The sequence below is a fragment of the Pseudomonas serbica genome, from assembly GCF_028823535.1.
Taxonomy (GTDB): domain Bacteria; phylum Pseudomonadota; class Gammaproteobacteria; order Pseudomonadales; family Pseudomonadaceae; genus Aquipseudomonas; species Aquipseudomonas serbica.
Genome location: NZ_JAQIYM010000008.1, coordinates 13,350 through 36,537 on the forward strand (window position 1 = coordinate 13,350; position 23,188 = coordinate 36,537).

Annotated in this window: 22 protein-coding genes and 1 pseudogene; 14 read left to right on the forward strand and 9 right to left on the reverse strand. The window is 60.2% G+C overall.

Annotated elements, in window-relative coordinates:
• Positions 1 to 31: 31 nt before the first annotated feature.
• The 4 genes from NQL71_RS14160 to NQL71_RS14175 form a co-directional block, all read right to left on the reverse strand.
• Positions 32 to 469, reverse strand: coding sequence for a potassium channel family protein (locus NQL71_RS14160; RefSeq protein WP_077183344.1), 438 nt, complete (start codon positions 467 to 469; stop codon positions 32 to 34).
• 127 nt (positions 470 to 596) lie between these two features.
• Positions 597 to 947: a RidA family protein gene (locus NQL71_RS14165; protein ID WP_166619592.1), complete on the reverse strand. Its 351-nt coding sequence runs from the start codon at positions 945 to 947 to the stop codon at positions 597 to 599.
• A gap of 28 nt (positions 948 to 975) precedes the next feature.
• The gene (locus NQL71_RS14170) at positions 976 to 2,220 is read right to left on the reverse strand and encodes an NAD(P)/FAD-dependent oxidoreductase (RefSeq protein ID WP_274642849.1); all 1,245 of its coding nucleotides are present in this window, start codon (positions 2,218 to 2,220) and stop codon (positions 976 to 978) included.
• 4 nt (positions 2,221 to 2,224) lie between these two features.
• Positions 2,225 to 3,643 (reverse strand): aminotransferase-like domain-containing protein, encoded by a 1,419-nt coding sequence (locus NQL71_RS14175; RefSeq protein WP_166619590.1) that lies wholly within the window; start codon positions 3,641 to 3,643, stop codon positions 2,225 to 2,227.
• Positions 3,644 to 3,991: 348 nt separating this feature from the next.
• On the opposite strand from NQL71_RS14175, the gene NQL71_RS14180 reads away from it, so the two are divergent.
• The 8 genes from NQL71_RS14180 (at position 3,992) to NQL71_RS14215 (ending at position 11,854) form a co-directional block, all read left to right on the forward strand.
• Positions 3,992 to 5,425 carry an amino acid permease gene (locus NQL71_RS14180; protein WP_166619589.1) on the forward strand — a complete coding sequence of 478 codons (1,434 nt, stop codon included), beginning with the start codon at positions 3,992 to 3,994 and terminating at the stop codon, positions 5,423 to 5,425.
• A 91-nt stretch (positions 5,426 to 5,516) separates the two neighbouring features.
• Positions 5,517 to 6,482: an ABC transporter substrate-binding protein gene (locus tag NQL71_RS14185; RefSeq protein WP_166619588.1), complete on the forward strand. Its 966-nt coding sequence runs from the start codon at positions 5,517 to 5,519 to the stop codon at positions 6,480 to 6,482.
• 16 nt (positions 6,483 to 6,498) lie between these two features.
• A complete protein-coding gene (locus tag NQL71_RS14190) occupies positions 6,499 to 7,275 on the forward strand; it encodes an amino acid ABC transporter ATP-binding protein (protein ID WP_274642850.1) in 777 nt (258 codons plus the stop codon).
• Between the two features lie 3 nt (positions 7,276 to 7,278).
• On the forward strand, positions 7,279 to 7,959 hold the full coding sequence (locus NQL71_RS14195) for an amino acid ABC transporter permease (protein ID WP_166619586.1): 681 nt from the start codon (positions 7,279 to 7,281) through the stop codon (positions 7,957 to 7,959).
• A 1-nt stretch (position 7,960) separates the two neighbouring features.
• A complete protein-coding gene (locus NQL71_RS14200) occupies positions 7,961 to 8,608 on the forward strand; it encodes an amino acid ABC transporter permease (protein ID WP_166619585.1) in 648 nt (215 codons plus the stop codon).
• Between the two features lie 125 nt (positions 8,609 to 8,733).
• Positions 8,734 to 9,333: an eCIS core domain-containing protein gene (locus tag NQL71_RS14205; protein ID WP_274642851.1), complete on the forward strand. Its 600-nt coding sequence runs from the start codon at positions 8,734 to 8,736 to the stop codon at positions 9,331 to 9,333.
• Between the two features lie 115 nt (positions 9,334 to 9,448).
• On the forward strand, positions 9,449 to 10,666 hold the full coding sequence (locus tag NQL71_RS14210; protein WP_077183345.1) for a DUF3422 domain-containing protein: 1,218 nt from the start codon (positions 9,449 to 9,451) through the stop codon (positions 10,664 to 10,666).
• Between the two features lie 192 nt (positions 10,667 to 10,858).
• Entirely contained in the window at positions 10,859 to 11,854 is a 996-nt protein-coding gene (locus NQL71_RS14215) for a membrane dipeptidase (RefSeq protein WP_274642852.1), read from the forward strand.
• A gap of 12 nt (positions 11,855 to 11,866) precedes the next feature.
• Here the strand turns inward: NQL71_RS14215 and NQL71_RS14220 are convergent, their stop codons facing one another.
• A complete protein-coding gene (locus NQL71_RS14220; RefSeq protein ID WP_160309960.1) occupies positions 11,867 to 12,022 on the reverse strand; it encodes a hypothetical protein in 156 nt (51 codons plus the stop codon).
• A 189-nt stretch (positions 12,023 to 12,211) separates the two neighbouring features.
• Here NQL71_RS14220 and NQL71_RS14225 point away from each other — a divergent pair, with 189 nt between their 5' ends.
• From NQL71_RS14225 to NQL71_RS14235, 3 genes are read left to right on the forward strand one after another with little or no spacing between them, the layout of a single operon-like run.
• Positions 12,212 to 12,874, forward strand: coding sequence for a VIT1/CCC1 transporter family protein (locus NQL71_RS14225; protein WP_077183346.1), 663 nt, complete (start codon positions 12,212 to 12,214; stop codon positions 12,872 to 12,874).
• A 56-nt stretch (positions 12,875 to 12,930) separates the two neighbouring features.
• Complete coding sequence (gene ppk2, locus NQL71_RS14230) at positions 12,931 to 13,752, forward strand: polyphosphate kinase 2 (RefSeq protein ID WP_046819289.1); 822 nt, start codon at positions 12,931 to 12,933, stop codon at positions 13,750 to 13,752.
• A 50-nt stretch (positions 13,753 to 13,802) separates the two neighbouring features.
• Complete coding sequence (locus NQL71_RS14235) at positions 13,803 to 15,563, forward strand: SulP family inorganic anion transporter (protein ID WP_248686754.1); 1,761 nt, start codon at positions 13,803 to 13,805, stop codon at positions 15,561 to 15,563.
• 23 nt (positions 15,564 to 15,586) lie between these two features.
• On the opposite strand, the gene yghU is transcribed toward NQL71_RS14235, so the two are convergent.
• A complete protein-coding gene (gene yghU / locus NQL71_RS14240) occupies positions 15,587 to 16,426 on the reverse strand; it encodes a glutathione-dependent disulfide-bond oxidoreductase (protein WP_274642853.1) in 840 nt (279 codons plus the stop codon).
• Between the two features lie 251 nt (positions 16,427 to 16,677).
• Between yghU and NQL71_RS14245 the strand changes: the two are divergent.
• A pseudogene (locus NQL71_RS14245) lies at positions 16,678 to 16,840 on the forward strand (dihydrofolate reductase family protein); the annotation flags it as partial.
• A 136-nt stretch (positions 16,841 to 16,976) separates the two neighbouring features.
• Here the strand turns inward: NQL71_RS14245 and NQL71_RS14250 are convergent.
• The 3 genes from NQL71_RS14250 to NQL71_RS14260 all read right to left on the reverse strand — a co-directional run bounded on the left by NQL71_RS14250 (position 16,977) and on the right by NQL71_RS14260 (position 21,220).
• The gene (locus NQL71_RS14250; protein WP_046819286.1) at positions 16,977 to 18,299 is read right to left on the reverse strand and encodes a DUF1329 domain-containing protein; all 1,323 of its coding nucleotides are present in this window, start codon (positions 18,297 to 18,299) and stop codon (positions 16,977 to 16,979) included.
• A 230-nt stretch (positions 18,300 to 18,529) separates the two neighbouring features.
• Positions 18,530 to 20,686: an ATP-binding protein gene (locus NQL71_RS14255; protein WP_248686752.1), complete on the reverse strand. Its 2,157-nt coding sequence runs from the start codon at positions 20,684 to 20,686 to the stop codon at positions 18,530 to 18,532.
• 93 nt (positions 20,687 to 20,779) lie between these two features.
• Positions 20,780 to 21,220: a VOC family protein gene (locus NQL71_RS14260; RefSeq protein WP_343228876.1), complete on the reverse strand. Its 441-nt coding sequence runs from the start codon at positions 21,218 to 21,220 to the stop codon at positions 20,780 to 20,782.
• Between the two features lie 558 nt (positions 21,221 to 21,778).
• Between NQL71_RS14260 and NQL71_RS14265 the strand changes: the two genes are divergently transcribed.
• Both NQL71_RS14265 and NQL71_RS14270 read left to right on the forward strand, forming a co-directional pair.
• Positions 21,779 to 22,138 carry a DUF6124 family protein gene (locus tag NQL71_RS14265; RefSeq protein ID WP_248686750.1) on the forward strand — a complete coding sequence of 120 codons (360 nt, stop codon included), beginning with the start codon at positions 21,779 to 21,781 and terminating at the stop codon, positions 22,136 to 22,138.
• A gap of 150 nt (positions 22,139 to 22,288) precedes the next feature.
• Positions 22,289 to 23,110, forward strand: coding sequence for an SDR family oxidoreductase (locus NQL71_RS14270; protein WP_046819282.1), 822 nt, complete (start codon positions 22,289 to 22,291; stop codon positions 23,108 to 23,110).
• Positions 23,111 to 23,188: the final 78 nt, after the last annotated feature.

Below are 23,188 nucleotides of genomic sequence, written 5' to 3' on the forward strand. Positions count from 1 at the left end.
AGTCGCTCTTGCGTTCCGCAAGCCGGTACCATCAGGCCTCGCGATCGTCATGGATGTGCGTCTGGGTTCGTTGGTAGATGTGGTTGACCATCGCGAAGAAGAGGCCCGTCGATAACCCGCACATGAGGATGCCGGTCAGGCCTTCGATTGGCGCGAGCAATCGCCATGGCGTTGCCAGCACCACCTCGCCATAGCCAATCGTTGCGTAGGTGACTGCCGAGAAGTAGAGCGCCGTTTCGAGATCGGGCAGACATTGCTGCCACAGGTAAAACGCTGCCCAGAACGAAATTTCCACCAGGTGGAGCAAGATCAGGTAAACCGCCACCCAGGCCAACCTCCAACTGATGGCCCAGAGTCGCGTCGCAGACTTCCTGCGATGCAGAACCCTGAGCATCAGCGCGATACCGACGGCATGTACGATCACAGTACCGGCCGCCAGTCCCCAAGCGAAAAGGATATTTGAAGGCATCGGTGTTCCTCCGTCCAGATCGACCAGGCACCCGAGAGATGCAGCGCAGGGGGTGCCGCTTGACTCTAGTCGATGGACGGCAAGGCCACCAGCATGTCTCTTCGCACCTCGCGGATATCCAAAAAATTCATCCCCTTGCGGCGCAGACAATCACTTCGACCAACAACGCCTTATCCGCCAGTTTCGCCTCGCCACAGGCTCGGGCGGGTGCATGTCCCGCTGGTACCCAGGCGTCCCATACGGCGTTCATCGCTGCGAAATCGGCCATGTCGGCGAGCCAGATGGTGACCTGCAATAGCTGTTCCCGGGATGAACCGGCTTGCTCGAGCAAGGCATCGACCCGTGCCAGCGCATCGCGGGTTTGCTCGGCAACATTGTGATGGGGTTCGCCCACTTGCCCGGCCAGGTAAACGGTATTGCCGTGGATAACGACCTGGCTCATGCGTGGGTTGGTCTGTTGGCGCTCGATGGTTTGCATCCATTGTTCTCCTGTGGATAGGCGTTGCTCAGAAGCGTTGAACGGAAAAACTGCCCAGCCATTGGGGCACCTTGCCGGCGATGCAGTCGGCGACCAACTGGCCGGTGGCCCCGGCCAGCGTCAAGCCCAGGTGCTGATGGCCGAAGGCGTAGATCATTCGCGGCTCGTTTGGCGACGGGCCAATGACCGGCAGCGAATCTGGCAGGGAAGGGCGAAAGCCCAGCCATTTGCGCGCCACCGGTTGCGTCAGGCCCATGACCCGGCGTACGTGTCGCTCCAGGTACTCGAAACGCCGCGGGTTGGCCGGGTCCGAGATAGAACCCAGCTCCACCGTGCCCGCCACCCGTAGACGCCCCGCCATCGGCGTCATGTAGAACGCGCTTTCGACCGGGCAGCACGGGCGGTTGAGCAGGGTGTCCTGCAGGTCGAATTCGAGGTGATAGCCGCGTTCGGTATCCAGCGGAATGTGATCGCCCACCTGCCGGGCCAACGCCGCAGACCAGGCGCCGCCGCACAGCACGACTCGGTCGGCGCGCCAGGCTTTACCTTCGGCGCTGCTCAGGTACAAGCCATCGCTTTTTCGTTGCACGCCCGTGATGGTCGCCTGATGCAATGCGCCTTCGCCAACCAGCGGGGCTGCCAGCGCTTCGATGAAGGCCCGCGGGTCATCCATGTGCGACGAGTCGGGAAACAGGATGCCGGCCACCGCCTTGTCCGCCAGGGCCGGTTCCAGTTGTTCGATGTCCGCTGTAGTCAGCACCTGCTGGGCAATGCCTATCGAGCGGCGCAATTGGATGGCCGCCTGGGCGCTGGCGAAACCTTGCGCGGTGCCGTAGGCATAGAGGCAGCCGTTATGGCGCAGATGCTCCTTGGCCTGCGGGCAGTCGGCCAGCAGCGGCGCATAACCGCTGTAAGTGTGTTCGAGGATTGCGCGCAGTGCCTGGGTATTGGCTTCGCAACGCGAGGCGCGACATTCATTGAGAAACCGCAACAGCCATGGCATCAGCTGGGGAAGACGTGCCCAATTGATGACGAAGGGCGATTCCTTCGAAAACAGCAGCGAGGGAATGGCCTTCAACAACGCCGGCTGGGCGATCGGCATGACGCCGTAGGGTGCCAGGGTGCCGGCATTGCCATAAGACGCGCCGCTGGCAATGGCGTCGCGCTCCAGCAGCGCCACCTGGTAACCCTGGCGGCGTAGCCAGAGCGCAGTGGCGACCCCGACCACCCCGGCGCCGATAACGGCGATTTCACAATGAACTGGCTGTGTCATGTCCTCAGATCCGGTTGTGCATGTGGAGATGACCCTGGCGTGCCAATTGACTGATGACACTCAGGGCTTTGATCAGCTGCTCCCGTGACAGGGCCGCCGAGATGTTGATGCGCACCGCTTGCGGCGAAAGCTCCGGGCGCAAGGTAAAGGCGCCACCGGCGAGCAGGACCACGCCGCGGTCCTGGCAGAGACGGGCGAAGCGCGAGCCTGTCCAGGGTTCGGGCAATACCAGCCAGGCATGGGTGCCGGTGGCGCTGTGCTGGAACTCCAGGCCCTCAAGGTGAGTGGCGAGCAAAGCCTGGCGAATGCGCAGCTCTTCGCGCTGCTCCGCGACCAGTTGCTCGGCATCGCCGTCTTCGATCAACCGTGCGGCGATCAGCGCGGTCAGCGGCGAGGTGCTCCAGCAGTCGATGCGCTGCATGGCGGCGATGTCCTGCACCAGTGGCGGCGGTGCCATGACAAAGCCCATGCGCAGGCCCGGTGCGATGCACTTGGACAGGGCGCAAATGTAGATCGTGCGCTCTGGCATCAAGGCTACGAGCGGCGGCGGAGACTGATCCAGCAGCGGGCGATACACGTCGTCCTCGATCACCAGCAGATCGGTTTCGCGAATGACGCTCGCCAGTTGCGCACGTCGTTCTGCGTCCAGGGTGATGGCGGTCGGGTTGTGAATCGACGGCACCAGAAACAACAGCCGCGGTTGATGTTCGGCGCAGGCCTGGCGCAGCGCGTCGGGAGACATCCCGCGTTCGTCGGCGTCAACCCCGACCAGGATCAGCCCCAGCGAACGGCAGAGGGCATTGATGCCTTGATAGGTCACGCTGTCGGCCAACACGGTATCGCCGCTGTTGGTGAGGCTGCGCAATGTACTGGCGATGCCGTGCTGTGCGCCTTCGACGATCAGCATCTGCGAGGCCTGGGCCTCGACGCCGGTGTGACGCAGCCATTGCGCCGCCGCCTCCCGGGCCCACAGCGGACCTTCGGAAGGATGGTAGTCCTTCATGTCGCCAAAGCGCGGGTCGCTGGCCAGGCGCGGAAGCAACTGGGCCAGGACCCGGTTGAAGCCGTCGGTGGCCGGGCGATTGACGCTCAGGTCGACCGTGCCCGGGGTATTGCTCGGTGCCGACTGAAACTGCGTGGCCGGATGCCGCGGTTGCGCGACCTGGGTTCCGCGTCCCGGGCGACTCTCCACCAGGCCCTTTTGCTGCAGCACCGCCATGGCCTTGGTTACCGTGGTGATGTTCACCCCCAGGGCACTGGCAAAGTCGCGATGGGGCGGCAGGCGTTCGCCGGGTTTGAGCTTGCCATTGGCAATCGCATCAGCCAGCGAATCAGCCAGTTGCGCATAGAGGGTTTCGGCCTTGTCACGCTGCAATGCGGCACTGGCCTTCAGTTCATCCAGCAATTGTTCGAATTGACTCATGGTGCTTTATCCCTGTTGTCATGCTTGTAGCAAGACAATGAGCAGATTTGTATTGCTTTTTATCCGATACAAGGCCCATTGACAAGCTATAAATCCGTGATTAGTGTGTGAGTTGTAATGCTTGTCATGCAACACAATAAGAAAATGGCTGCCATGCTCAGCCCTGAAGGTAATGCACATGACTAATCAGACGATCCAGCCAGGCTCAGCCCTGGCAACTCGACACCAGCGACCCTTGCGCCTGGCCACGGGCGGCACAGAGTATCCGGTGAGTTGTACCCCTCGCGCAAAGTCTTCGATGAAATTATCCGGTCGATCGACCTTATCCAACGCCGCGGAGGCCATCCGATGAGCAATGTCCAGCCAATCGGGACAAAACCCGGACAGCAGCGCCTCAGCGGGGCACTGCGCCAGCGCCATATCACCATGATTTCCCTGGGCGGCATTATTGGCGCCGGTCTGTTTGTCGGCAGCAGCGCGACGATCCAGGCCATTGGGCCGGCGGCTTTTCTCAGTTATCTCGCTGCTGGCATCGTGGTGATGCTGGTCATGCGCATGCTCGGTGAAATGGCCGTGGCGCTGCCCGGTGTCGGTTCCTTTACCGAATACGCGCGGATCGGCCTGGGTAACTGGGTCGGGTTCACCAGCGGCTGGTTGTACTGGTATTTCTGGGTCATCGTGGTGGCGGTGGAAGCGGTGGTCGGCGCCAACATCCTGGAGCAGTGGATACCGCTGCCAGCCTGGATGATCGGCCTGAGCCTGCTGGCGATCATGACCGCCATCAACTGCCTGTCGGTCAAATCCTATGGCGAGTTCGAGTACTGGTTCGCCTCCTTGAAGGTCTTCGCAATCATCGTCTTCATCATTGTCCTTGCCGCCTACCTGTTCGGTTTCGCGCCAAGCACCAGCACGCTGCTGGGCAACCTGGTGAATGACCGCGGCTTCATGCCCTACGGTGTGAGTGCCATCCTGGCCGGGGTACCGACGGTGATTTTCGCCGTGGGCGGCGCCGAGATTGCGACGATTGCCGCTGCCGAATCCGACGACCCGTCGAAGAACGTGGCGAACATGACCCGCTCGGTGATCTTTCGCGTCATCACCTTTTATGTCGGCTCGATTTTCCTGATTGTCTGCGTGGTGCCCTGGGGACAGATCGTTGCCGGTCATTCGCCGTTCGTGGCGGCGCTGGACGTGCTGCGCATTCCCGGTGCGGCAATGATCATGCAAGCGGTGGTGCTGGTGGCCGTGCTGTCGGCGCTGAACTCGGGGTTGTACGTGTCTTCGCGGATTCTGTTCGGCCTCAGCCAGCGGGGTGACGCACCGGCGAAACTGTCGGTGCTGACCGGGCGCAAAGTACCTCGAGCCGCGGTGATGCTCAGTAGTGTGATCGGCTACCTTGCCATCATGGCGGCAATCATTTCTCCAGAGGGCGTATTCCTGTTTCTGGTCAACGCTTCGGGTGCGGTGATGCTGTTCGTGTACCTCGCGGTAGCGCTGGCGCAGATCAAGGTTAGACGCCAGGTCGAAGCCTCGGCACCGGCCCGGCTGACCCTCCGGATGTGGCTGTTTCCATGGCTGTCCTATGCTGTGGTGGCAGTCATTGCGGGTGTTTTGGTCGCCATGGCGTTCCAGGAATCCCTGCGTACCCAGTTCCTGGCCAGCCTCGTCAGTCTTGGCGTGGTATCCGCTGCCTATCTGATGCTCAAGCGTCGTCGCGTGCAGGCCAACAAACCCCATGTCAGCGCCATCGACATCCTGGAGGGACTGTCTGCGCGTTCATGAATCACAGGTCGTTCAAACAACAGGAGGCATGAGCCAGGGACGGCTAAGGCTTGTACCGGTCAAAACAATAATATTTGCCAATAGGTGATCTATGTCCGACTTCAAGTTTGATTCACAGGGTTTCTCCCGGCGCGGGCTGCTCAAGGCAACTGGCTACGGATCATTGGCGGCATTGCTGGGCAGCGCGTTGGGCCCGGTGCCTTTCGCATTCGCCGCGGGGCAGCCGATCAAGACCGTCCGCCCCGGCTACCTGACCGCGGCCTGCCTGGGCGACATGCCTTTGGGTGCGCTGCGCGAGGGTGTGCCCGTGGGCACCGACCTGGAACTGCTCAAGCTCATCGCCGACCGTCTCGAACTCAAGCTCGATGTGTTGACCATGGGTTTCCCGGCCGTCGTCGAAGCCGTGAGATCGGGACGTGCCGACTGGTTTGGCGGCAATTTTGCCTGGAACGCCATGCGCTCGAAAATCCTCTTGTTGACGGACCCGGTGTTTTACACCGGTGCCTACGTGATCATGCGTGACAACGAGCCGTTCGATACCACGATCTCCGTCAACGACGTGAAGGGGCGCACCATCGGCGCCATCACCGGTTATTTCACCATCCCCGACATGAAGAAAATCGAAGGCGTGAAGGAGGTCAAACTTTACGACAATACCGACTCCTGCCTGCGTGACGTGCGCGCCGGTCGCCTGGATTTTGCCGTGCTGGACGCGCCGACCATCGACTACATGATCCTTCAGGACCCAAGCCTCAAACTCAAACAGATCCCCATGGCCTACGATGAAAAGTTCCCCAGCCTGACCGCCAAGTTCGAGGCGATCTGGGGTGTTCATCCGCAGAACCAGGACTTGTTCGATGGCGTGAACCAGGGGCTGCGCTGGTTGAAAGCCACGGATCAGATCAAACCCATTCTCGCCAAATACGGGATCAAGAACCCCGACTACCTGGTGCCACCGGCCAAGGACCCGCGCATTGGCGTGGACCGTGACGAGAAAGGCAACCTCATCGGGCCATTCGCGCACCCCGCCCGTGATTTCAGTCAGGCCTTTGCCTGAGTCGAGGACATAGCTCATGGCTGAATCAACCGCACTGGTGCGAATCGAAGGGCTGCACAAGTCCTTCGGTAGCCTGGATGTCCTCAAAGGCATTGACCTCAATGTGCAGCAGGGCCAGAAGATCTCGCTCATCGGCCCCAGCGGCTCGGGCAAGACCACCTTGCTGCGCTGCGTCAACTACCTGGAAGAGCCGACCAAAGGCGACATCTACATCGATAACGAGCTGATCGGGCAGCGCCTGGTGGGCACCCGCAAGGTGCCCATGAGCGACAGGGAGCTGGCACGGATGCGCGCCGAGATCGGCATGGTGTTCCAGCGCTTCAATCTGTTCCCGCACCTCTCGGTGCTGGAGAACATCATTATCGGCCCGCTCAAGGTGCAACAGAGAAACCGTGGCGAAGCGGTGGAACTGGCCGAGGATCTGCTGAACAAGGTCGGCATGTTCGCCAAGCGCGATGCATTCCCGGAACAGCTCTCCGGCGGGCAACAGCAACGCATCGCCATTGCCCGGGCGCTGGCGATGCGGCCCAAGCTGATGCTGTTTGACGAGGCGACTTCGGCGCTCGACCCGGAACTGGTCGGTGAGGTCTTGGGCGTCATGCGCAAACTAGCGGAGGAGGGCATGACGATGATCATCGTGACCCACGAGATGAGCTTCGCCGAAAGCGTCTCCGACCAAGTGATCTTCATGGCCGACGGTAACATCGTCGAGCAGGGGCCACCGCAGCAGATTTTTCGCGAGAGTAGGATCGAGCGCACCCGCAACTTCATCCGCGCCGTCAAGGAGCATTGATCGATGCTCGATACCACTGCGTTGCACAAAGCCATCGAGATGCTGCCGTATTTTTTGAATGTACTGGGCATCGGTGCAATGACCACCGTCGGCTTGACCGCCGCCGCCTTCGTCGTGGCAGCACTGCTGGGGTTCTGCCTGGCGTTGATGCGGCTTTCACGAAGCCGCGTGCTGAGCCTGATCGCCAGCGTCTACCTGGAGATTTTCCGCAACATACCGATCCTGACCCAGCTGTTCATCCTTTACTTCGGGCTCACCTACATCGGCATTACATTGCCAGCCATTGGCGCGGCGATCATCGGGTTCGGGCTCAATGGGGCGGCGATCCTGTCGGAAGTGTTTCGCGCGAGCATTCGCACCATCGACCGTGGGCAAAGCGAAGCGGCTTACTCCATCGGCATGACCCGATCTCTGGCGATGCGCATCATCGTGTTGCCGCAGGCGTTCAAAGTTGCCATTCCGGGGATGGCCAACTTCGCCATCGGGCTCCTCAAGGACACCTCCCTGGCGTCGGCGGCAGCCGTGCCGGAGCTGACGTTCAAGGCAAAAATGCTGGTCAGCGAAACCTACCAGACCAACTTGATCTACTTCCTGCTGGCAATGATCTATCTGATCTTGAGCCTGGTGCTTTCCCATTGCGCGGCTCGTACCGAGCGCCGTCTCAAAGTCGTCAAGGAGAATTGAAATGGGCTATGGCGAGCTGTGGGAAGCAACCCATGTCGAATTGCTGGCGGCCGCCTGGGCCACCCTTCAATTGGCATTTGGCGCGCTGGTCATCGGTTTGATTGTCGGCTTGCTGGTGGCGCTGGCACGGCTGTCGAACAGTCGGCCATTGCGCCGGGCGGCGTTGTTCTACATCGAGGTCTTTCGTGGCACGCCAGCGCTGGTGCAACTGTTCATCGTCTATTTCAGCCTGACTGAAATCGGCGTTCAGTTCAGCTCGTTCCAGGCTGCGATGATCGGACTGGGGCTGAATGCCGCGGCGTACCTATCGGAAATCTACCGCTCGGGGCTGCAAGCCGTGCCCAAAGGCCAGGTAGAAGCGGCGAAGGCGATTGGCATGCCCCATCTCAAGGTGTTGCGCTGGGTTGTATTGCCCCAGGCCATTCGCATTGTGCTGGCGCCGATTGGCAACGTTGCGATCTCGCTGCTCAAAGACACGTCCGTGGCGTCTTTGATCGCCGCGCCGGACCTGATGTTGCGGGCCCAGGACTTGAGTTCCGTGTACTTCATGCCGCTGGAAATCTACATCCTCGTGGGCGCGATCTACTTTGCGTTGTGTTACCCGCTGTCACTCGGTGTGCGCTTGCTTGAGCGCAGGACGCGACACTGATAGGTTCAGGATAAACAGGTCGGCTGTCAGGCCGGCGCCCACAGTAGAACGGGCACAGCCGCGACAGATTGGGTTAAATTCAATCATCTCGACGTGATTGCCAATCCAGGTGGGTAGCAAAGATCTTGGCTCAACATTCTGCGTTCTCGCCCTGGCTGGCGCTGCTGCTTCTGTGCCTGGCACTTGAAGCGCCAGCCCAGGCCAGCGACTGTCCGGCTGGCGAAAAGCAGGTCTGCCTGGACGGCTGTATCTGCCTGCCGGACCTGTGGCAGTTGCCGGACGACATCTACCAGATCGCCGCACCGGCCCTGGCGCTATGGCTGACCCAGGCCCGCACTGAAGCCGCCATCGCCGGCACCCAACCGATTCCACCGCACATCCGCGAGCAACTGCTGCGCTGGTACGACCCCGGCGTCCTCGATGCCGCGCGCTACAAGGTCAGCGACAACGGCCAGTTCACGGCTGCCACCGCCATGCTGCAAAACCCCGATGTCGGCGCTGTGACGCTGATCGACATTATCCTCTTTCGCGACGCTGAAACCGCAGAACAGAACGTCGCGCTCTGGGCCCACGAATTGAAGCATGTGCAGCAGTACCAGGATTGGGGGGTGGAAGGATTTGCCCAGCGCTATAGCCAGGACTTCAATGCCGTGGAAGCGCCGGCTTATGCCATACAGGCCGAAGTCAGGCGCTCGGTGCGGGATCAGCAACAGGCGTTGCCTTGAACGATCGCAGCCTGCGGCAGCTCCTGCAGGGATCGCGTCAATCTTCCCCTGCGAGCGTGACTCGCGGGTCCATCAACCTGTCCCACAACAAACAACGCCAACACGGTCATACCCCATGCACCCGTTACGACAAAGCCTGCACAACGAACTGCACGCGCGCCCGTCACTGTATTTCGATGAACCGGCCCACGTGTTTCACCTGGCTTTTCTCGGCAGCGAACAGGTGTGCAATGCGTTTCTTCAGGACTGCAGCCTGGCCGCCCTCGATCTGAATGCCGCCCAAGGCATTACCCAACTCGGCGGCCACGCGCTGAAATGGGAGCGCCATGCCGAGTTTTTCACCCTGACCCTGGTGGTCACTTCATCCAGCGACGAGTTGTCCTGGACGGCGCTGCCCGAAGTGTTGGCGCAGAAAATCCACACGCATTTGCCAGGGCTGATCAACTCAGTGCAGATCGTGGTGCGTGGCGAAGCGCAGCTGGATCTGACCCGCTACGGCTTCAAGGACCCTTGCGGTTCCTGTGTGGGCGGTGGCGATGCGGTGGTCTGGAGCGATTTTCGGATCAGTGAGGATGGCAGCAACCACATACTCTTCGTCAACCGGCGCCTGAATGCGTACCGCCAGGGCCGGATGATCCGCCGCCTGCTGGAAATCGAGACCTACCGGATGATGGCCTCGTTGACACTGACCATGGCTAAAGACTTGAGCGGCCAGCTCGATGTCTTTGACAAGACGTTGGTGACACTGTCCGAACGAAACGCCCACCCCGATGGCAGTAATGCCAAAGCCCTGCTGGCGGATATCTCCAGCCTGTCTGCCCAGGTGGTCAGCAGTACCGCGAAAACCCGCCACCGCTTCAGTGCCACCCAGGCCTATGCCCAATTGGTGTTCGAACGCCTGGGCGAATTGCGAGAAAGTCACGTGGGTGATTGCCAGCGCCTTGGCGTGTTCATCGAGCGCCGCTTCAAACCCACCGTCAGGTATTGCACCGCCACCGAGCAGCGACTGGAGCATCTGGCCGAAAGCGTGGCCAACCTGGGGGATCTGTTGCAGGCACGGGTCCAGGTCGAAATGGAAGAACAGAACTCGGAAATTCTCAAGAGCCTGAACGCCCGCGCCGACGCGCAGATCAAGATCCAGCGCGCCGTGGAAGGCCTGTCGATCATTGCCATCAGCTACTACTTGCTCAGTCTGCTCAAACTCGGTTACTCAGGCATGCACGTGCTCGGCGTCGGGCTGACCCCGCGCGAAGCCCTGTTGGTCATGGCGCCCCTCGCGATCGGGATACTGGCGTGGATCATCCTCCATATCAGGAAAGTCAAAGAGCACTGAAGTACCTGAAGGTCCCCGGGCCAGGTGCGCCTCCCTTATGTCCGATTGGATAAACGAGGTATCTTGAAAGTCATCTGAACAAGCGCGCCATGTGCAAGTCGCTTGAGGGGCAGAGGCAGAACGCCTTTGCGTATCGGGTTGGGGTGATATAAAAATTCATTTTGCGTACACCCATTACATCTGGAGTTCGGCGTGGGACAGGCAGTCACTGATTCGTATTCGACAGGTGCTGGGGGGATCAGGTGGGAAGCCCATGCCTGCCTTCCGTTGCTTCCCAACCAGGACCTGTCTGCGCTCCTTCGCTATCAGGAAGCTGGATTTCACCATGTTTCGCTAAACGTCGGCATGGACATGACACCCTTTTCTACGGTGATGCAGGTCATTGCGGGCTTCAGGAACCGGATCGCTCATCACTCGGAAAGACTGGTGTTGGTGGGTAATGTCGCTGACATCCAGCGTGCGCGGCAGCAAGGAAAGTTGGCGGTGTCGTTTGATCTGGAAGGCTCGAACATGCTTCTGCAGGATCCCGCGATGGTCGCGTTGTTCGCTTCCCTTGGGGTCAAGCAGATACTGCTGGCCTATAACCGGGACAATAGCTGCGCAGGTGGCTGTCACGGCGCGGATTTCGGACTTTCTTGCGTTGGACGTGACATTGTGGCGGCGATAAACACCGCTGGCGTGATCATGGACTGCTCACATACCAGCAAGCGTTCCAGCCTTGAAATCATGCAGTTGTCCCGGCGCCCGGTGGTTTTTTCCCATACCAATGTCAAAGCCGTGTTTGATCATCCACGGACTGTCGATGACGAACAGATACTGGCCTGCGCCGCCACAGGCGGGGTTATCGGCTTGACGGGACTGGGAATATTTCTGGGTGACCCTGAGGCGTCCGTGATGGCTTTTGTGCGCCAGATTGACTATTTGGCGGAACGCGTTGGTACAGCCCATATTGGCCTGGGCCTTGATACCGAACTCTGTCCAGGTGTGAACGACCTGCCTGCAGGCGAAAATGAAGAAGCCTGGTGGCCGAAGGCGTTCTATGGGGGCGTGAGCGCACAAACCCAGCTACAACCTGAAAAATTGCCAGAGATCGCGCAGGCACTCGAGCGGCTTGGCTATCAAGACTCTGACATCAACGCGATATTCGGCGATAACTTCATGCGGGTCGCCGAAGCCACCTGGCAGTAAGCCTGAACTCGGCTAGAACCAGGCGCTGGCATCGTCTTCATGTTCATCGGCAAAGGCCATGAGCACATCCAGATCGAGCACATCCAGTTTGATCCGCGAAATGAACGTCGAGAAGGCGCCTGGCCGGGCAGGGCGGCATCGAGTTCGGACAGGGGAAGCGCTGCTCACGAACATTTCCTTGGACCTCAGGTTCAATCGTTAGGCGTGCTGGCTCAGGTTTGAATCGGCAGCGAAAAAAACTTTTCAAACTACACTCAAATCCTGTTGAAACCGCCCTGTGAAACAAGACCGGTGCCTTGGCCTGCATACCTGTCTGAAAGGGCCTCACGCTGACGCGGCCGTGGCGAGGATGACAGCATGCAAGGCACAGGAGAGCAAAAGCGGGCACGCGTCCTGGATCCGGTCGATCGGGTGACGGAAGTGATCTTTGGCCTGCTCATGGCAATGACCTTCACCGGAACGATCAGCGTGGCCACGGCGGGCCAGGAGGATGAACGCACGATGATGTTCGCCGCGCTGGGGTGCAACCTGGCCTGGGGACTTGCCGACGCGGTGATGTACTTGCTGCGAACCCTGATCGAACACACGCGCAAACGCACGCTGTTCGCAGCCCTGCGCGGCAAAGCGGATGCGGCCACCGGGCAGGCGCTGATTGCCGAGGCGCTGCCACCGCGTCTCGTTGCGGCGGCCGGCCCCGAAGAACTGGAGTCGCTGCGGCTGCGCTTGATCAACTATGCCAGTACCTCGGTACAGCCGCGTCTCACCTGGGACGACATCAAGGGCGCGATCGGAGTGTTCCTGTTGGTGGTGGCTTCGACGTTTCCCCTCGTGGTGCCGTTTCTGTTACTCGACCAGACCGCGCTTGCCGTACGCCTGTCCAACCTGGTCGGGCTGGTGGTGCTGTTCATCGCCGGCTGGATACTCGCGCGCTATGCCGGAGCAAAACCCTTGCTGGGTGGCGTTGCGATGGCGGTGACCGGTGCCGTCCTGATCGTCGCGATCATCGCGCTCGGTGGTTGAGCCGCCAGCCATGACATTGTTTACCCGTCGATAACTTGTTTTTGAGGTGTTGCCCCATGGCAAAGGACAAAAAGAAAGCCGCAAAGGGATATTCCGCTGAAAGTCTGAAGCTCAAGAACAAGGAGTATCTGGAGCAACTGCGCCTGCTGCACGTCGAACTGGTCAAACTGCAGGAATGGGTAAAAGCCAAGGGCATCAAGATCTGCATTGTCTTCGAGGGGCGCGACGGGGCCGGCAAGGGCGGGACGATCAAGGCGATTACCGAACGCGTGAGCCCGCGGGTGTTTCGCGTGGTGGCGCTGCCGGCACCGACGGATCGGGAAAAAAGCCAGATGTATGTCCAGCGTTACCTGCCACATCTGCCGGCGGCGGGCGAAGTGGTGATCTTCGATCGCAGTTGGTACAACCGTGCGGGCGTCGAGCGGGTGATGGGATTCTGCAGCAAGGAGCAGGTGGCCGGGTTTCTGAAAACGGCGCCCAACGTGGAGCGGGCAATTGTCGACTCCGGCGTGATCCTGCTCAAGTATTGGCTGGAAGTCAGCCCTGAGGAACAGACTCGCCGGCTCGAGGCGCGCATCAAGGATGGGCGCAAGATCTGGAAACTGACGCCCATGGACCTCAAGTCATACAGCCGCTGGTATGACTATTCGCGGGCGCGTGACGACATGTTCCAGGCGACCGATACCGAACATGCCCCCTGGCTGGTGGCCAACTCCAACGACAAGCGGCGCGCGCGCCTGAACATCATTTGCGATTTGCTCAGCCGCGTTCCTTATGAGGATGTCGTGCGTGAGAAGGTGGTCCTGCCCAAACGGCAGAAGGCTGGCGGTTACCGCGAACCGGATTATCCGCTGCGGCACATTCCCGAAAAATTCTGATGGGCAGCGTTTAGTCACATCCAGGTCGGACACTCAAGGGTCACAGTCCCATGCGCCATTCGGATGCTTTGCCGCCTACCCCGGAGCCGGGTCGTATTGCTCGTCGCGACAGCGGCGCCAGCGTCGGCTGGAGTCGTTGGCTGCCTGGGCTGCGGATGCTGCGCGAGTACCAGATGGCCTGGCTGCGCCACGACATCATGGCCGGGCTGGTGCTCACCACGATGCTGGTACCTGTTGGCATCGCCTACGCTGTGGCCTCGGGCGTACCCGGCATCTATGGGCTGTACGCAACCATTGTCCCGCTGATCGCTTATGCCCTGTTCGGACCCAGCCGGATTCTGGTACTGGGTCCGGATTCCTCACTGGCTGCGGTTATCCTCGCTGTCGTCCTGCCACTGTCGGGGGGCGACCCTCAACGCGCTGTCGCCCTGGCGGGCATGATGGCGATCGTGTCGGGAGTCGTGTGCATCCTGGCCGGCATTGCCCGCCTGGGTTTCATCACGGAACTGCTTTCCAAGCCGATCCGCTACGGCTACATGAACGGGATCGCCGTGACGGTCTTGATCAGTCAATTGCCGAAGATCTTCGGTTTTTCGATCGAGTCCGACGGCCCGATCAGAAACCTGTGGGCCATCGCCTCCGGGGTGATGGAGGGCCAGACCAACTGGACCACCTTCATGGTGGGGGCCGCCACGCTGGCGGTGATCCTGCTGCTCAAAGGCAACAAGCGTATCCCGGGCATCCTGATCGCCGTGGTCGGCGCGACCGTCGCTGTGGATGTGCTGGACCTTGCCACGGGCGCTGGCGTGTCGGTCCTCGGTACGCTTCCACAAGGGTTGCCGGCGTTCGCCATCCCCTGGATCAGCCGCGCCGACATTGTTCCGGTCATCATCGGCGGTTGCGCCGTCGCCCTTGTCTCGTTCGCCGACACCAGCGTGCTCTCGCGAGTCTATGCAGCACGTACCCGTACCTTTGTCGACCCGAACCAGGAGATGGCCGGGCTTGGCTTCGCCAATCTGGCGGCGGGTTTTTTCCAGGGTTTTCCCATCAGCAGCAGTTCCTCGCGCACGCCCGTAGCCGAAGCGGCTGGCGCCAAGACCCAGTTGACCGGCGTGGTCGGCGCACTGGCGGTGGCCCTGTTGCTGATGGTGGCACCGAACCTTTTGCAGGACCTGCCCAACAGCGCATTGGCAGCGGTGGTGATTGCGTCGGCCATCGGCTTGATTGAAGTCACCGACCTGCGACGCATTTATCGTATCCAGCGCTGGGAATTCTGGCTGTCGATCGCCTGTACCATTGGCGTCGCGGTGTTCGGTGCGATCGAGGGCATTGGCCTGGCGATCGTGATCGCCGTCATCGAATTCCTGTGGGATGGCTGGCGACCTTATTCCACCGTGCTGGGGCAAGCCGAGGGGGTCAGGGGCTACCACGATATCCAGCGTTACCCGAACGCAAGCCTGATCCCCGGCCTGGTCCTGTTCCGCTGGGACGCGCCGTTGTTCTTTGCCAACGCCGAGCTGTTCAACGAGCGCGTGCTCAACGCCGTGGCGGCATCGCCCACGCCGGTGCGCTGGCTGGTCGTGGCGGCAGAGCCGGTCACCAGTGTGGACGTCACCTCCGCCGACATGTTGGCGGAACTGGACGAAACCTTGCACGCGGCGGGTATCAAGCTGTGCGTGGCGGAAATGAAAGACCCGGTCAAGGACAAGCTCAAGCGCTTCGGGCTTTTCGCCCGGTTTGGCGAGTCAGCGTTTTTCCCCACCATAGACGATGCGGTCGGTCGTTATCTGGAGATACATCCCGCGCCTTGATAGCGCGGGACCTGCCCAGGTTTTCAGTCCAGATCGTGCGCCTGATGCCGTTCAGGCACCTGGCTCGCCTCATCCCCCCACGTCCGGTTGACGCGCTGGCCACGGATGACCGCAGGCCGGTTGGCGATGTCTTCCGCCCAGCGCTGCACATGGGTGTACTGGTGGGCTGATAGAAACTCGGCAGCCGAATACACATTGTCGCGCACCAACTGGCCGTACCAGGGCCACACCGCGATGTCGGCGATGGTGTAGACATCACCGGCCAGGTAGGGACTTTGCGCAAGTCGGTGGTCGAGGACATCCAGCTGACGCTTGGTCTCCATCGCAAAGCGGTTGATCGGGTATTCGAGTTTTTCCGGCGCGTAGGCGTAGAAATGCCCGAAGCCGCCGCCCAGATACGGGGCCGCACCCATCTGCCAGAACAGCCAGTTCAGGGTTTCGGTGCGCCCTGCAGGATCGGTGGGCAGGAAGGCGCCGAACTTTTCCGCGAGGTAGAGCAGGATCGAACCGGATTCGAAGACGCGGATCGGCGGCTCGACGCTGCGGTCCAGTAGCGCCGGTATCTTCGAGTTCGGGTTGATCTCGACGAAGCCGCTGGAGAACTGTTCACCCTCGCTGATACGGATCAGCCAGGCGTCGTACTCGGCATCGCCATGCCCAAGCGCCAACAGCTCTTCCAGCAGGATGGTCACCTTCACGCCATTCGGCGTGGCCAGCGAATACAATTGCAACGGATGCTTGCCTGTCGGCAGCGTCTTGTCATGGGTCGGGCCGGCAACCGGGCGGTTGATGTTGGCGAACTGGCCGCCAGACGGCGCGTTGTGTTTCCAGACCTTGGGCGGAACATAAGACGCTTTGCTCACGAGATGATCCCCATAGTTTGTTTGTGGTGATGACATTGACTGCTTGCGATCGCGTTGGGCTGAAACAGTATGTCGCGCGAGCGTTACGAGCAACCGCTGTCGAATTCACACAGTCCCATTCGACTATGGGGTAGGGAAAGCATTCGGGCCGACGTTCCCTGAACGAGGACAAATCAGGAGAACAGTATGCGTGAGCTCATCGTTGCCGCTTTCCACCCATCGACCCGATTGGCTGAATTGGCACAACAGCTGTTGTCCTGGGGCGCGGCAAGCGCCTGTTCGACGACAATGCACAAGCCTCGGGCTTTCACGCTGGAGAAGTCGATCAGCACCCCTGGCGGTGTATTGATCAGCCGATACGTGCGCAGCGGGGAAGTGCGCACGGGATCGTTTGCCGCAGTCGGACCCTACTGAGTGCGGACGCCCGTCGGCGAGGCCCGATAGTGCAGTGTCGAACAGCCTCGCAATGGTCGTACGCAAACCCTGGACCACCTCGATCTTTCAGGTTGCGCAGTCGCGCGAAATGATCAGGGAGCCGCAACTGGAAACCCTAACGAATACCAGTCCCCGCCATGGACTCCGGCACCCACTGCGCCGTCGAGAGTGGCTCGATGTAGCGGATGCCGCCATGGGGGCCGACCACGCCATTGATGTTGTAGGTGCCACGCGACAAGTCGTAAGTCATGAACGGGGTGGCATCCGGGACTTGCTGGTCATAGCTCTGGCTGAAGAACGCGAAGGAACCACGATACAGCTTGCCACGGGTGTCGTACTGATCGGACGCCACGGCGGCCCAGGTATCTTCATCCAGGTAAAAGCGGCGCTTCTGGTAGATGTGCTTGGCACCGGCCTTGAGGTTGCCTTCCACGACGTAGACGCGGTGCTTTTCCCAGCGCACGAAATCCGGTGAGATGAAATCGGGGGTGGTCAACGATTTTGCGTCGCGAGCGTAGGTGAGTTTGTAGGTGTTGTAGGGCACGATCATTTCCCGCTTGCCTACCAGCGTCCAGTCATACAGCTCCAGTGCACGGGCGGTGCCGGGGTTGGGGGTGTCGTAGGCCAGGATCGAAATCTGCTTGACTCGGCGCTGGGCCGGCATGTATTGCCAGGCACGGCCGGGAAACTCCTTGGGATTGGTGGCGTTCTTGAGCATGATCGACTCGCCGGCTCGGCGCGCAGGCCCGGTGTAGGACAGCTTCAACTGATAGTAAATGTCCGAGCTGTTGAACGGCTTCGACATGTTCTCGTAGATCGGGAACGAGACGAAAGCCTCGCCGGTGACGGCCAGACTCGGTACGCCTGCCGTGTCCACGCTCCAGGAGTCGTACTTGGAATGGATGTTGACGCCCTGGTAGCGCAGCAGGAAGTTCCACATCGCCTCGGCGCCTGACTGCGGGATCGGGAACGGCACCCCGGGCATCACATTGTCGATGGCGGTCCCGCCGTTGAGGGTTTTGGCGTTGGTGGCATTTGTGCGGCTATTGTCCAGGACCGCCTGTGGCAGCGATGCCGTGCGGTGGGTCGGATACACGTCGACGCGAAAGCCGGGGTAGCGCCGGGCCAGCTCTATCGTGGTGGCAGTCAGCATGCCCGCGTACGCGTCAACGTTCTTGCCGTTGATCACCATCAGCGGTTTTTCGTGGGCAAAGGGGTCAGGGCGCATGCTGTCGCCGGCCTTGAAACTGGCCGGGGCAGTGGTCAGGCCACCGCTGTAGGGCGGAATGGAGCCATCGGCGTTGCCGGCCTTTTCGGCACCCACCGATGTCAGGCTGGTGCCCAGCCGGGCGGCTTCCTGACTCGATACATAGGCGTTGGCATCGATGGCCAGCGCCATGAGGGGAATGGCAGCCAGCAGACTTTTCACGGATTTCATATTGTTATTCTCCTGCCTGGCGTACCAGGCAACTCGTGACTCAGGGGTCGCGGTGGGATCCGTCGACTCAATTGCCAGAGACTTTTTAGTACCCCCATTAAAAAGCCCCCGATTCGGGGGCGCTTCGCATTTGACGACAGTTGCTTGACTATTCATGACACAGCTGCGGGCTTGCCAAGGGAGCGATGCACGAGCGTGTCTATTGCAGGGACTCAAGTATTGCCACTGCCTCAGGATCGGATCAGCGCATGTACGCGTGAACTGAGTTCGTTGAGGCTGAAGGGTTTGGCCAGGACCCGGGTGGTCGCATCAACCGATACCAGGCTGGAGCCGCCCGCGAAACCGGTGATGTAGAGCACCTTGAGCTGCGGGTGTTTAAGTTTCAGCTCGGCGGCCAGGCTGATGCCGTTCATCATTCCTGGCAAGCCGATATCGGTCAGGAGTAAATCCAGGTGTTCCAGTTTCTCTGCCTGGTTGAGCGCAGACACGCTGTCCACCGCTTCCACGACGCGGTAGCCGGTTTCGCTCAACAGCTCAGCGGCCATCTGGCGTACAGCTGCTTCGTCGTCCACCAACAAAATGGTTTCGTTATGACCGGGTGCCTGCGCTGTTTGGGACGTGTCCGAACGGATGTTGGCCTGTACCGGTTGTGAATGGTCGACGGGAAAATACAGGGACACAGTGGTTCCTACACCGACTTTGCTGTGAACGCGCGCCTGGCCCCCTGATTGCTGGGTAAACCCATAAATCATCGAAAGGCCAAGCCCGGTGCCTTCGCCAATTTTTTTGGTGGTGAAAAACGGATCGAAAATGCGTGGCAGGATGTCCGGACTGATTCCGGTGCCGGAGTCCGTGACGGAAATGCGCACATAGGTTCCCGCTGGCATCATTTTGTCCGATGACGACGCTGGATCAATGACGCAGCGGTCGACCAGAAGATCCAGCCTGCCGCCTTTGGGCATGGCATCGCGGGCGTTGATCGCGAGGTTGAGCAGGGCATTTTCCAGCTGGTTGAGATCGCACTTGATACGGTCATTGGCCTTGAATGAACACTCCACTGAGATGCTTGGGCCGACTGAACGGCGGATCATGTCTTCCAGATCCGCCACGACCTTGCGAGGCTCGAGAAGCTCGGGATCGAGTGATTGCTGTCTTGAGAATGCCAGCAGCCGTTGCGTCAGGGCGGCTGCGCGAGAGGCGGACGTCATGGCGACGGCGTTATAGCGGGCCAATTCGTCGTAGCGACCCGCATCGATTCGCCGTTGCATCAATTCCAGGTTACCGATGATGCCAGCCAACAGATTGTTGAAGTCATGGGCGATTCCGCCGGTAAGCTGACCGACCGCTTCCATTTTTTGACTTTGCCGAAGTTTGAGTTCGGCCATCGCGCGTTCGTGCTGTTCGGTTTCAAGCTGCTGGGTGCGCTGGACGATGCGATCTTCGAGCAGGTCGTTCCAGTCACGCAACGCGCTCTCCAGCTGCACACGATCATCGATGTCCTCAATGGTGCCGTACCACTGTTCGCAGCGTCCATCGATGCCGAGGCTACACAGCGCGCGGATCCTGAACCATCGGTAATCTGCCGTGTGTTTGCGCAATCGGATCTGCGAGTCGAAAGGTTGCAAGGAGGTCAATGATTGGTTCCAAAGCTGGATCAATGACGCTTTATCCTGAGGATGAACCGCATTGGCCCATTGACGCCCTAACGTTTGCTCAGGCGTCAAACCGGTATATTCCAACCAGCGCTGATCAATGGAAATAAGGTCGCCCTTGGTATCCGCCGTCCAGGGCCAGAGTGGGTTGAGCTCAGCGGCGATGCGGTAATGCCTGTCGCTTTCACGCAGTTTTTTTTCGGTCAAGCGCATGGCTAACATGGTTTTCGAACGCTTCAGCGCGGCGCCCAGCAGGTTGCTATAGCCCCTGAGAAAATCGATATCGCTGTCGGTGAACTGGCGGGGAACCCGACTATCGACTTCAAAGATCCCGAAAGGACGTTCTCCGTCAGCGCCGTGGACAAGCACGTTGACAAAGGCTTTCACCCCGTTGGCTATTTGAAAGTCGTGATAACGGAATCGCGTTTCTGACGAACTGTCCGTCGATATCACCGGCCCGTTGGTGTCCAGCGAATGCCGCTCCGGAGTGCCCTCGTGAGCTTGTACCCGGACTTTGCCGACCACATCGGGTGCCCAGCCCACACCATTGCGCACCAGGAAGGTGATGCCGTCTTCTTGCAGCAGCATGAATTTGGCCATATTGGTCTGGAGGGCATCGCCGACCAAACGACAAGCCTCGTTGAGAATGTGCTCCAGATCATCTGACGCCAGGGCCAGCTCGCCGAATTTGGCGAGCACCTTGCGCTGGCGCAGAAGCGTATCCTCGGTTGCCATGTCATCACCTATGGGCGTTTTAGTATCCGAGGATCGGGTGTCGGCCGAGGTTCAATCGATGTGATCAAATGGTTTTACGTGGTGCTCGATCCTTTATTCAGGCGTTGATTTCTCGGCAAGCCCGACGATGAGGCCCTCAGGCCCCCGAATATAGGCGAGCCGGTACGATGTCTCGTACTGCATCTGGCCAATCAGCTCTGCGCCATGGGCCTGCATCCGCGCAACGACCGCATCGATGTCATCGACGGCAAACATGATGCGACGAAGACCCAGCGCGTTCACGGGTGTATTCACAGGCCCGAACCTGACGGCGTCTGGCGTGTGGAATTTGTCCAGCTCAACGCCCTGGCCATCGGCTGTGCGCAGCATGGCGAGGGTGGCTCGCACATCTTCAAGCCCTATGAGCTTGCCGATAGCAGGCCCTTCAACGGTGGCCTGGCCCTCAAGTTCGAGGCCCAACTCGATAAAAAACGCCTTCACCGCTTCGAGATCGTCGACAACGATCAGCACGTTGTCCATTCGCTTGACTGTCATGGCCTTCGCTCCTGTTTCACCGGTGTCGCGGATTTGGGGAATGGGCGTCTGGATCGACCCGGGCGAGTGAGTATAGCGAGCAAACAGCCTGCCCGAGATCTGCCCGTGTTGGCGCTAGCGAACCAGTATGTCTTTAGACTCGAAGGGGTGGGGATACCGTTCACCTTTGGTGTGGTGGACGTGCTGGTGACCTGGAGGTGAGGTGGCTGTTTAAGTGTCTGTTTAAGCGCCCTACACCTTACTTCCTGAAAGCTACAAGACCTTGCGTCGTTGCCTACGGGTACGCCAGAATCCGCCGGCTTGTGCGCCTTGGGGCTGCTCGGTACCTTGATTCGCGTCACTGCCCATCAGTGATCGGGTTTAGTAGCTCGGTGGTTTTAATCCAAGACGTACAACGCTTCCAGCAATCAGGCATTGCGCCTGCATTCTGATGGTGGCTGTACGTAGGGCGCCCTTGGGCGCGCCGGTTTCTTGGATTCCCCGGTCTACTAACCTGCGTACAGCTGCCACCCCTTCTTTAGTAGGGATGGGTGACGGCCCAATTCAGGAATCCAAAACATGTTAAAGGTAACGCCAAACCCGCCGGACACCGATCCCGCGTCCCCATACGAACCCGATTCAAACAAACTCAACGAAGCCGCCGAACGCGCCCTCGATTTCCATTTCCCCTCGACCGCCGACATCAAGGCCACGCCGCGCACCCCCGGCACGCTGTTTAGCGTCGACCCGCAAGCCACCAGCGAAACCCTGATGGTTTTTCTGGTCGAGACATTGGCGTCGGTCGATGTGATGGTGCACCAGTTGGTCGATCATCTGGACGGTGGGTCGCGCAACGCGCTGCTGGGCATTTCCAACAGCGTGATGCTGGCGGAAATCACCGCGAACCGGGTGCTGGATCAGATCGATCCGCCTGAATAGTCGCCAAGCGCGGACACGAAACACCGGCGCGGCGAAGGAGGGGAGTACGGCGTGGTCGCGCCATACGCTGCGCCCGCTGGCGTTTCACCGAGGCCGTCTATACTCGGGAACGATTTGGCAACCAAGCCTGGTAGGAGGGCATCAGCATTCATGGCCGGCAAACTCACTTCAAAGACGGCGATCGTGACCGGTGCCGCCCAAGGGATCGGCGCAGCGATTGTGCGACTCTTCGCCCAGGAGGATTGCTTTGTCTACGTTACCGATATCAATGACGACCTCGGTAAAGCCGTTGCAGATTCACTCGGTGATCGCGCCCGCTATCTGCGCCTTGATGTGCGACGCGAGGAAGACTGGTTGCGAGTGACGACGCTCATCCTGGAGGAGCGCGGCAGACTGGACGTGCTGGTGAACAATGCAGGCATTACCGGATTTGAGCACGGTGCCGTGCGGCATGACCCGGAGCACGCGCGCCTGGAGGACTGGCACGCGGTTCACCAGACCAATCTCGACGGGGTGTTCCTGGGGTGCAAGTACGCCATTCGCTCCATGCGGCCTCACAGAGCAGGCTCCATCATCAACATCTCCTCTCGCTCTGGCCTGGTCGGTATTCCGGGCGCAGCGGCCTATGCGTCGTCCAAGGGTGCAGTGCGTAATCACACCAAGACGGTGGCGCTTTACTGCGCTGAGCAAGGGCTCACCGTGCGCTGCAACGCCATTCATCCAGCGGCCATCCTCACACCCATGTGGGAACCCATGTTGGGCACGGGCTCAGATCGTCAGGCGCGAATGGATGCGCTGGTTCGAGATACACCGCTGAGAAGGTTCGGCATGCCCGAAGAGGTTGCGGCGGTGGCGCTGTTGCTGGCCTCGGATGAGGCGACGTACATCACGGGCAGTGAGTTCAATATCGACGGTGGCCTCTTGGCTGGCACGGCGGCGACGCCTGCCGTAGGGGATGACACTGGGGCCTGATGCACGGCGCAGTTTCGATCGGCAATGCACTGAACGGGCGTGAGCTCGCAGAGGCGTAGAACTCTGCTCGACAGTCAA

Excerpts from the sequence above, each read along its gene's own strand:
- NQL71_RS14180 (WP_166619589.1), top strand. The coding sequence starts at position 3,992 with ATGAGCAATGTCCAGCCAATCGGGACAAAACCCGGACAGCAGCGCCTC.
- NQL71_RS14255 (WP_248686752.1), bottom strand. The coding sequence starts at position 20,686 with ATGGCAACCGAGGATACGCTTCTGCGCCAGCGCAAGGTGCTCGCCAAA.
- NQL71_RS14195 (WP_166619586.1), top strand. The coding sequence starts at position 7,279 with ATGCTCGATACCACTGCGTTGCACAAAGCCATCGAGATGCTGCCGTAT.
- ppk2 (WP_046819289.1), top strand. The coding sequence starts at position 12,931 with ATGGCAAAGGACAAAAAGAAAGCCGCAAAGGGATATTCCGCTGAAAGT.
- NQL71_RS14160 (WP_077183344.1), bottom strand. The coding sequence starts at position 469 with ATGCCTTCAAATATCCTTTTCGCTTGGGGACTGGCGGCCGGTACTGTG.
- NQL71_RS14265 (WP_248686750.1), top strand. The coding sequence starts at position 21,779 with ATGTTAAAGGTAACGCCAAACCCGCCGGACACCGATCCCGCGTCCCCA.
- NQL71_RS14190 (WP_274642850.1), top strand. The coding sequence starts at position 6,499 with ATGGCTGAATCAACCGCACTGGTGCGAATCGAAGGGCTGCACAAGTCC.
- NQL71_RS14270 (WP_046819282.1), top strand. The coding sequence starts at position 22,289 with ATGGCCGGCAAACTCACTTCAAAGACGGCGATCGTGACCGGTGCCGCC.
- NQL71_RS14170 (WP_274642849.1), bottom strand. The coding sequence starts at position 2,220 with ATGACACAGCCAGTTCATTGTGAAATCGCCGTTATCGGCGCCGGGGTG.
- NQL71_RS14260 (WP_343228876.1), bottom strand. The coding sequence starts at position 21,220 with ATGACAGTCAAGCGAATGGACAACGTGCTGATCGTTGTCGACGATCTC.
- NQL71_RS14200 (WP_166619585.1), top strand. The coding sequence starts at position 7,961 with ATGGGCTATGGCGAGCTGTGGGAAGCAACCCATGTCGAATTGCTGGCG.
- NQL71_RS14175 (WP_166619590.1), bottom strand. The coding sequence starts at position 3,643 with ATGAGTCAATTCGAACAATTGCTGGATGAACTGAAGGCCAGTGCCGCA.
- NQL71_RS14165 (WP_166619592.1), bottom strand. The coding sequence starts at position 947 with ATGCAAACCATCGAGCGCCAACAGACCAACCCACGCATGAGCCAGGTC.
- NQL71_RS14225 (WP_077183346.1), top strand. The coding sequence starts at position 12,212 with ATGCAAGGCACAGGAGAGCAAAAGCGGGCACGCGTCCTGGATCCGGTC.
- NQL71_RS14185 (WP_166619588.1), top strand. The coding sequence starts at position 5,517 with ATGTCCGACTTCAAGTTTGATTCACAGGGTTTCTCCCGGCGCGGGCTG.
- NQL71_RS14210 (WP_077183345.1), top strand. The coding sequence starts at position 9,449 with ATGCACCCGTTACGACAAAGCCTGCACAACGAACTGCACGCGCGCCCG.
- NQL71_RS14235 (WP_248686754.1), top strand. The coding sequence starts at position 13,803 with ATGCGCCATTCGGATGCTTTGCCGCCTACCCCGGAGCCGGGTCGTATT.
- NQL71_RS14250 (WP_046819286.1), bottom strand. The coding sequence starts at position 18,299 with ATGAAATCCGTGAAAAGTCTGCTGGCTGCCATTCCCCTCATGGCGCTG.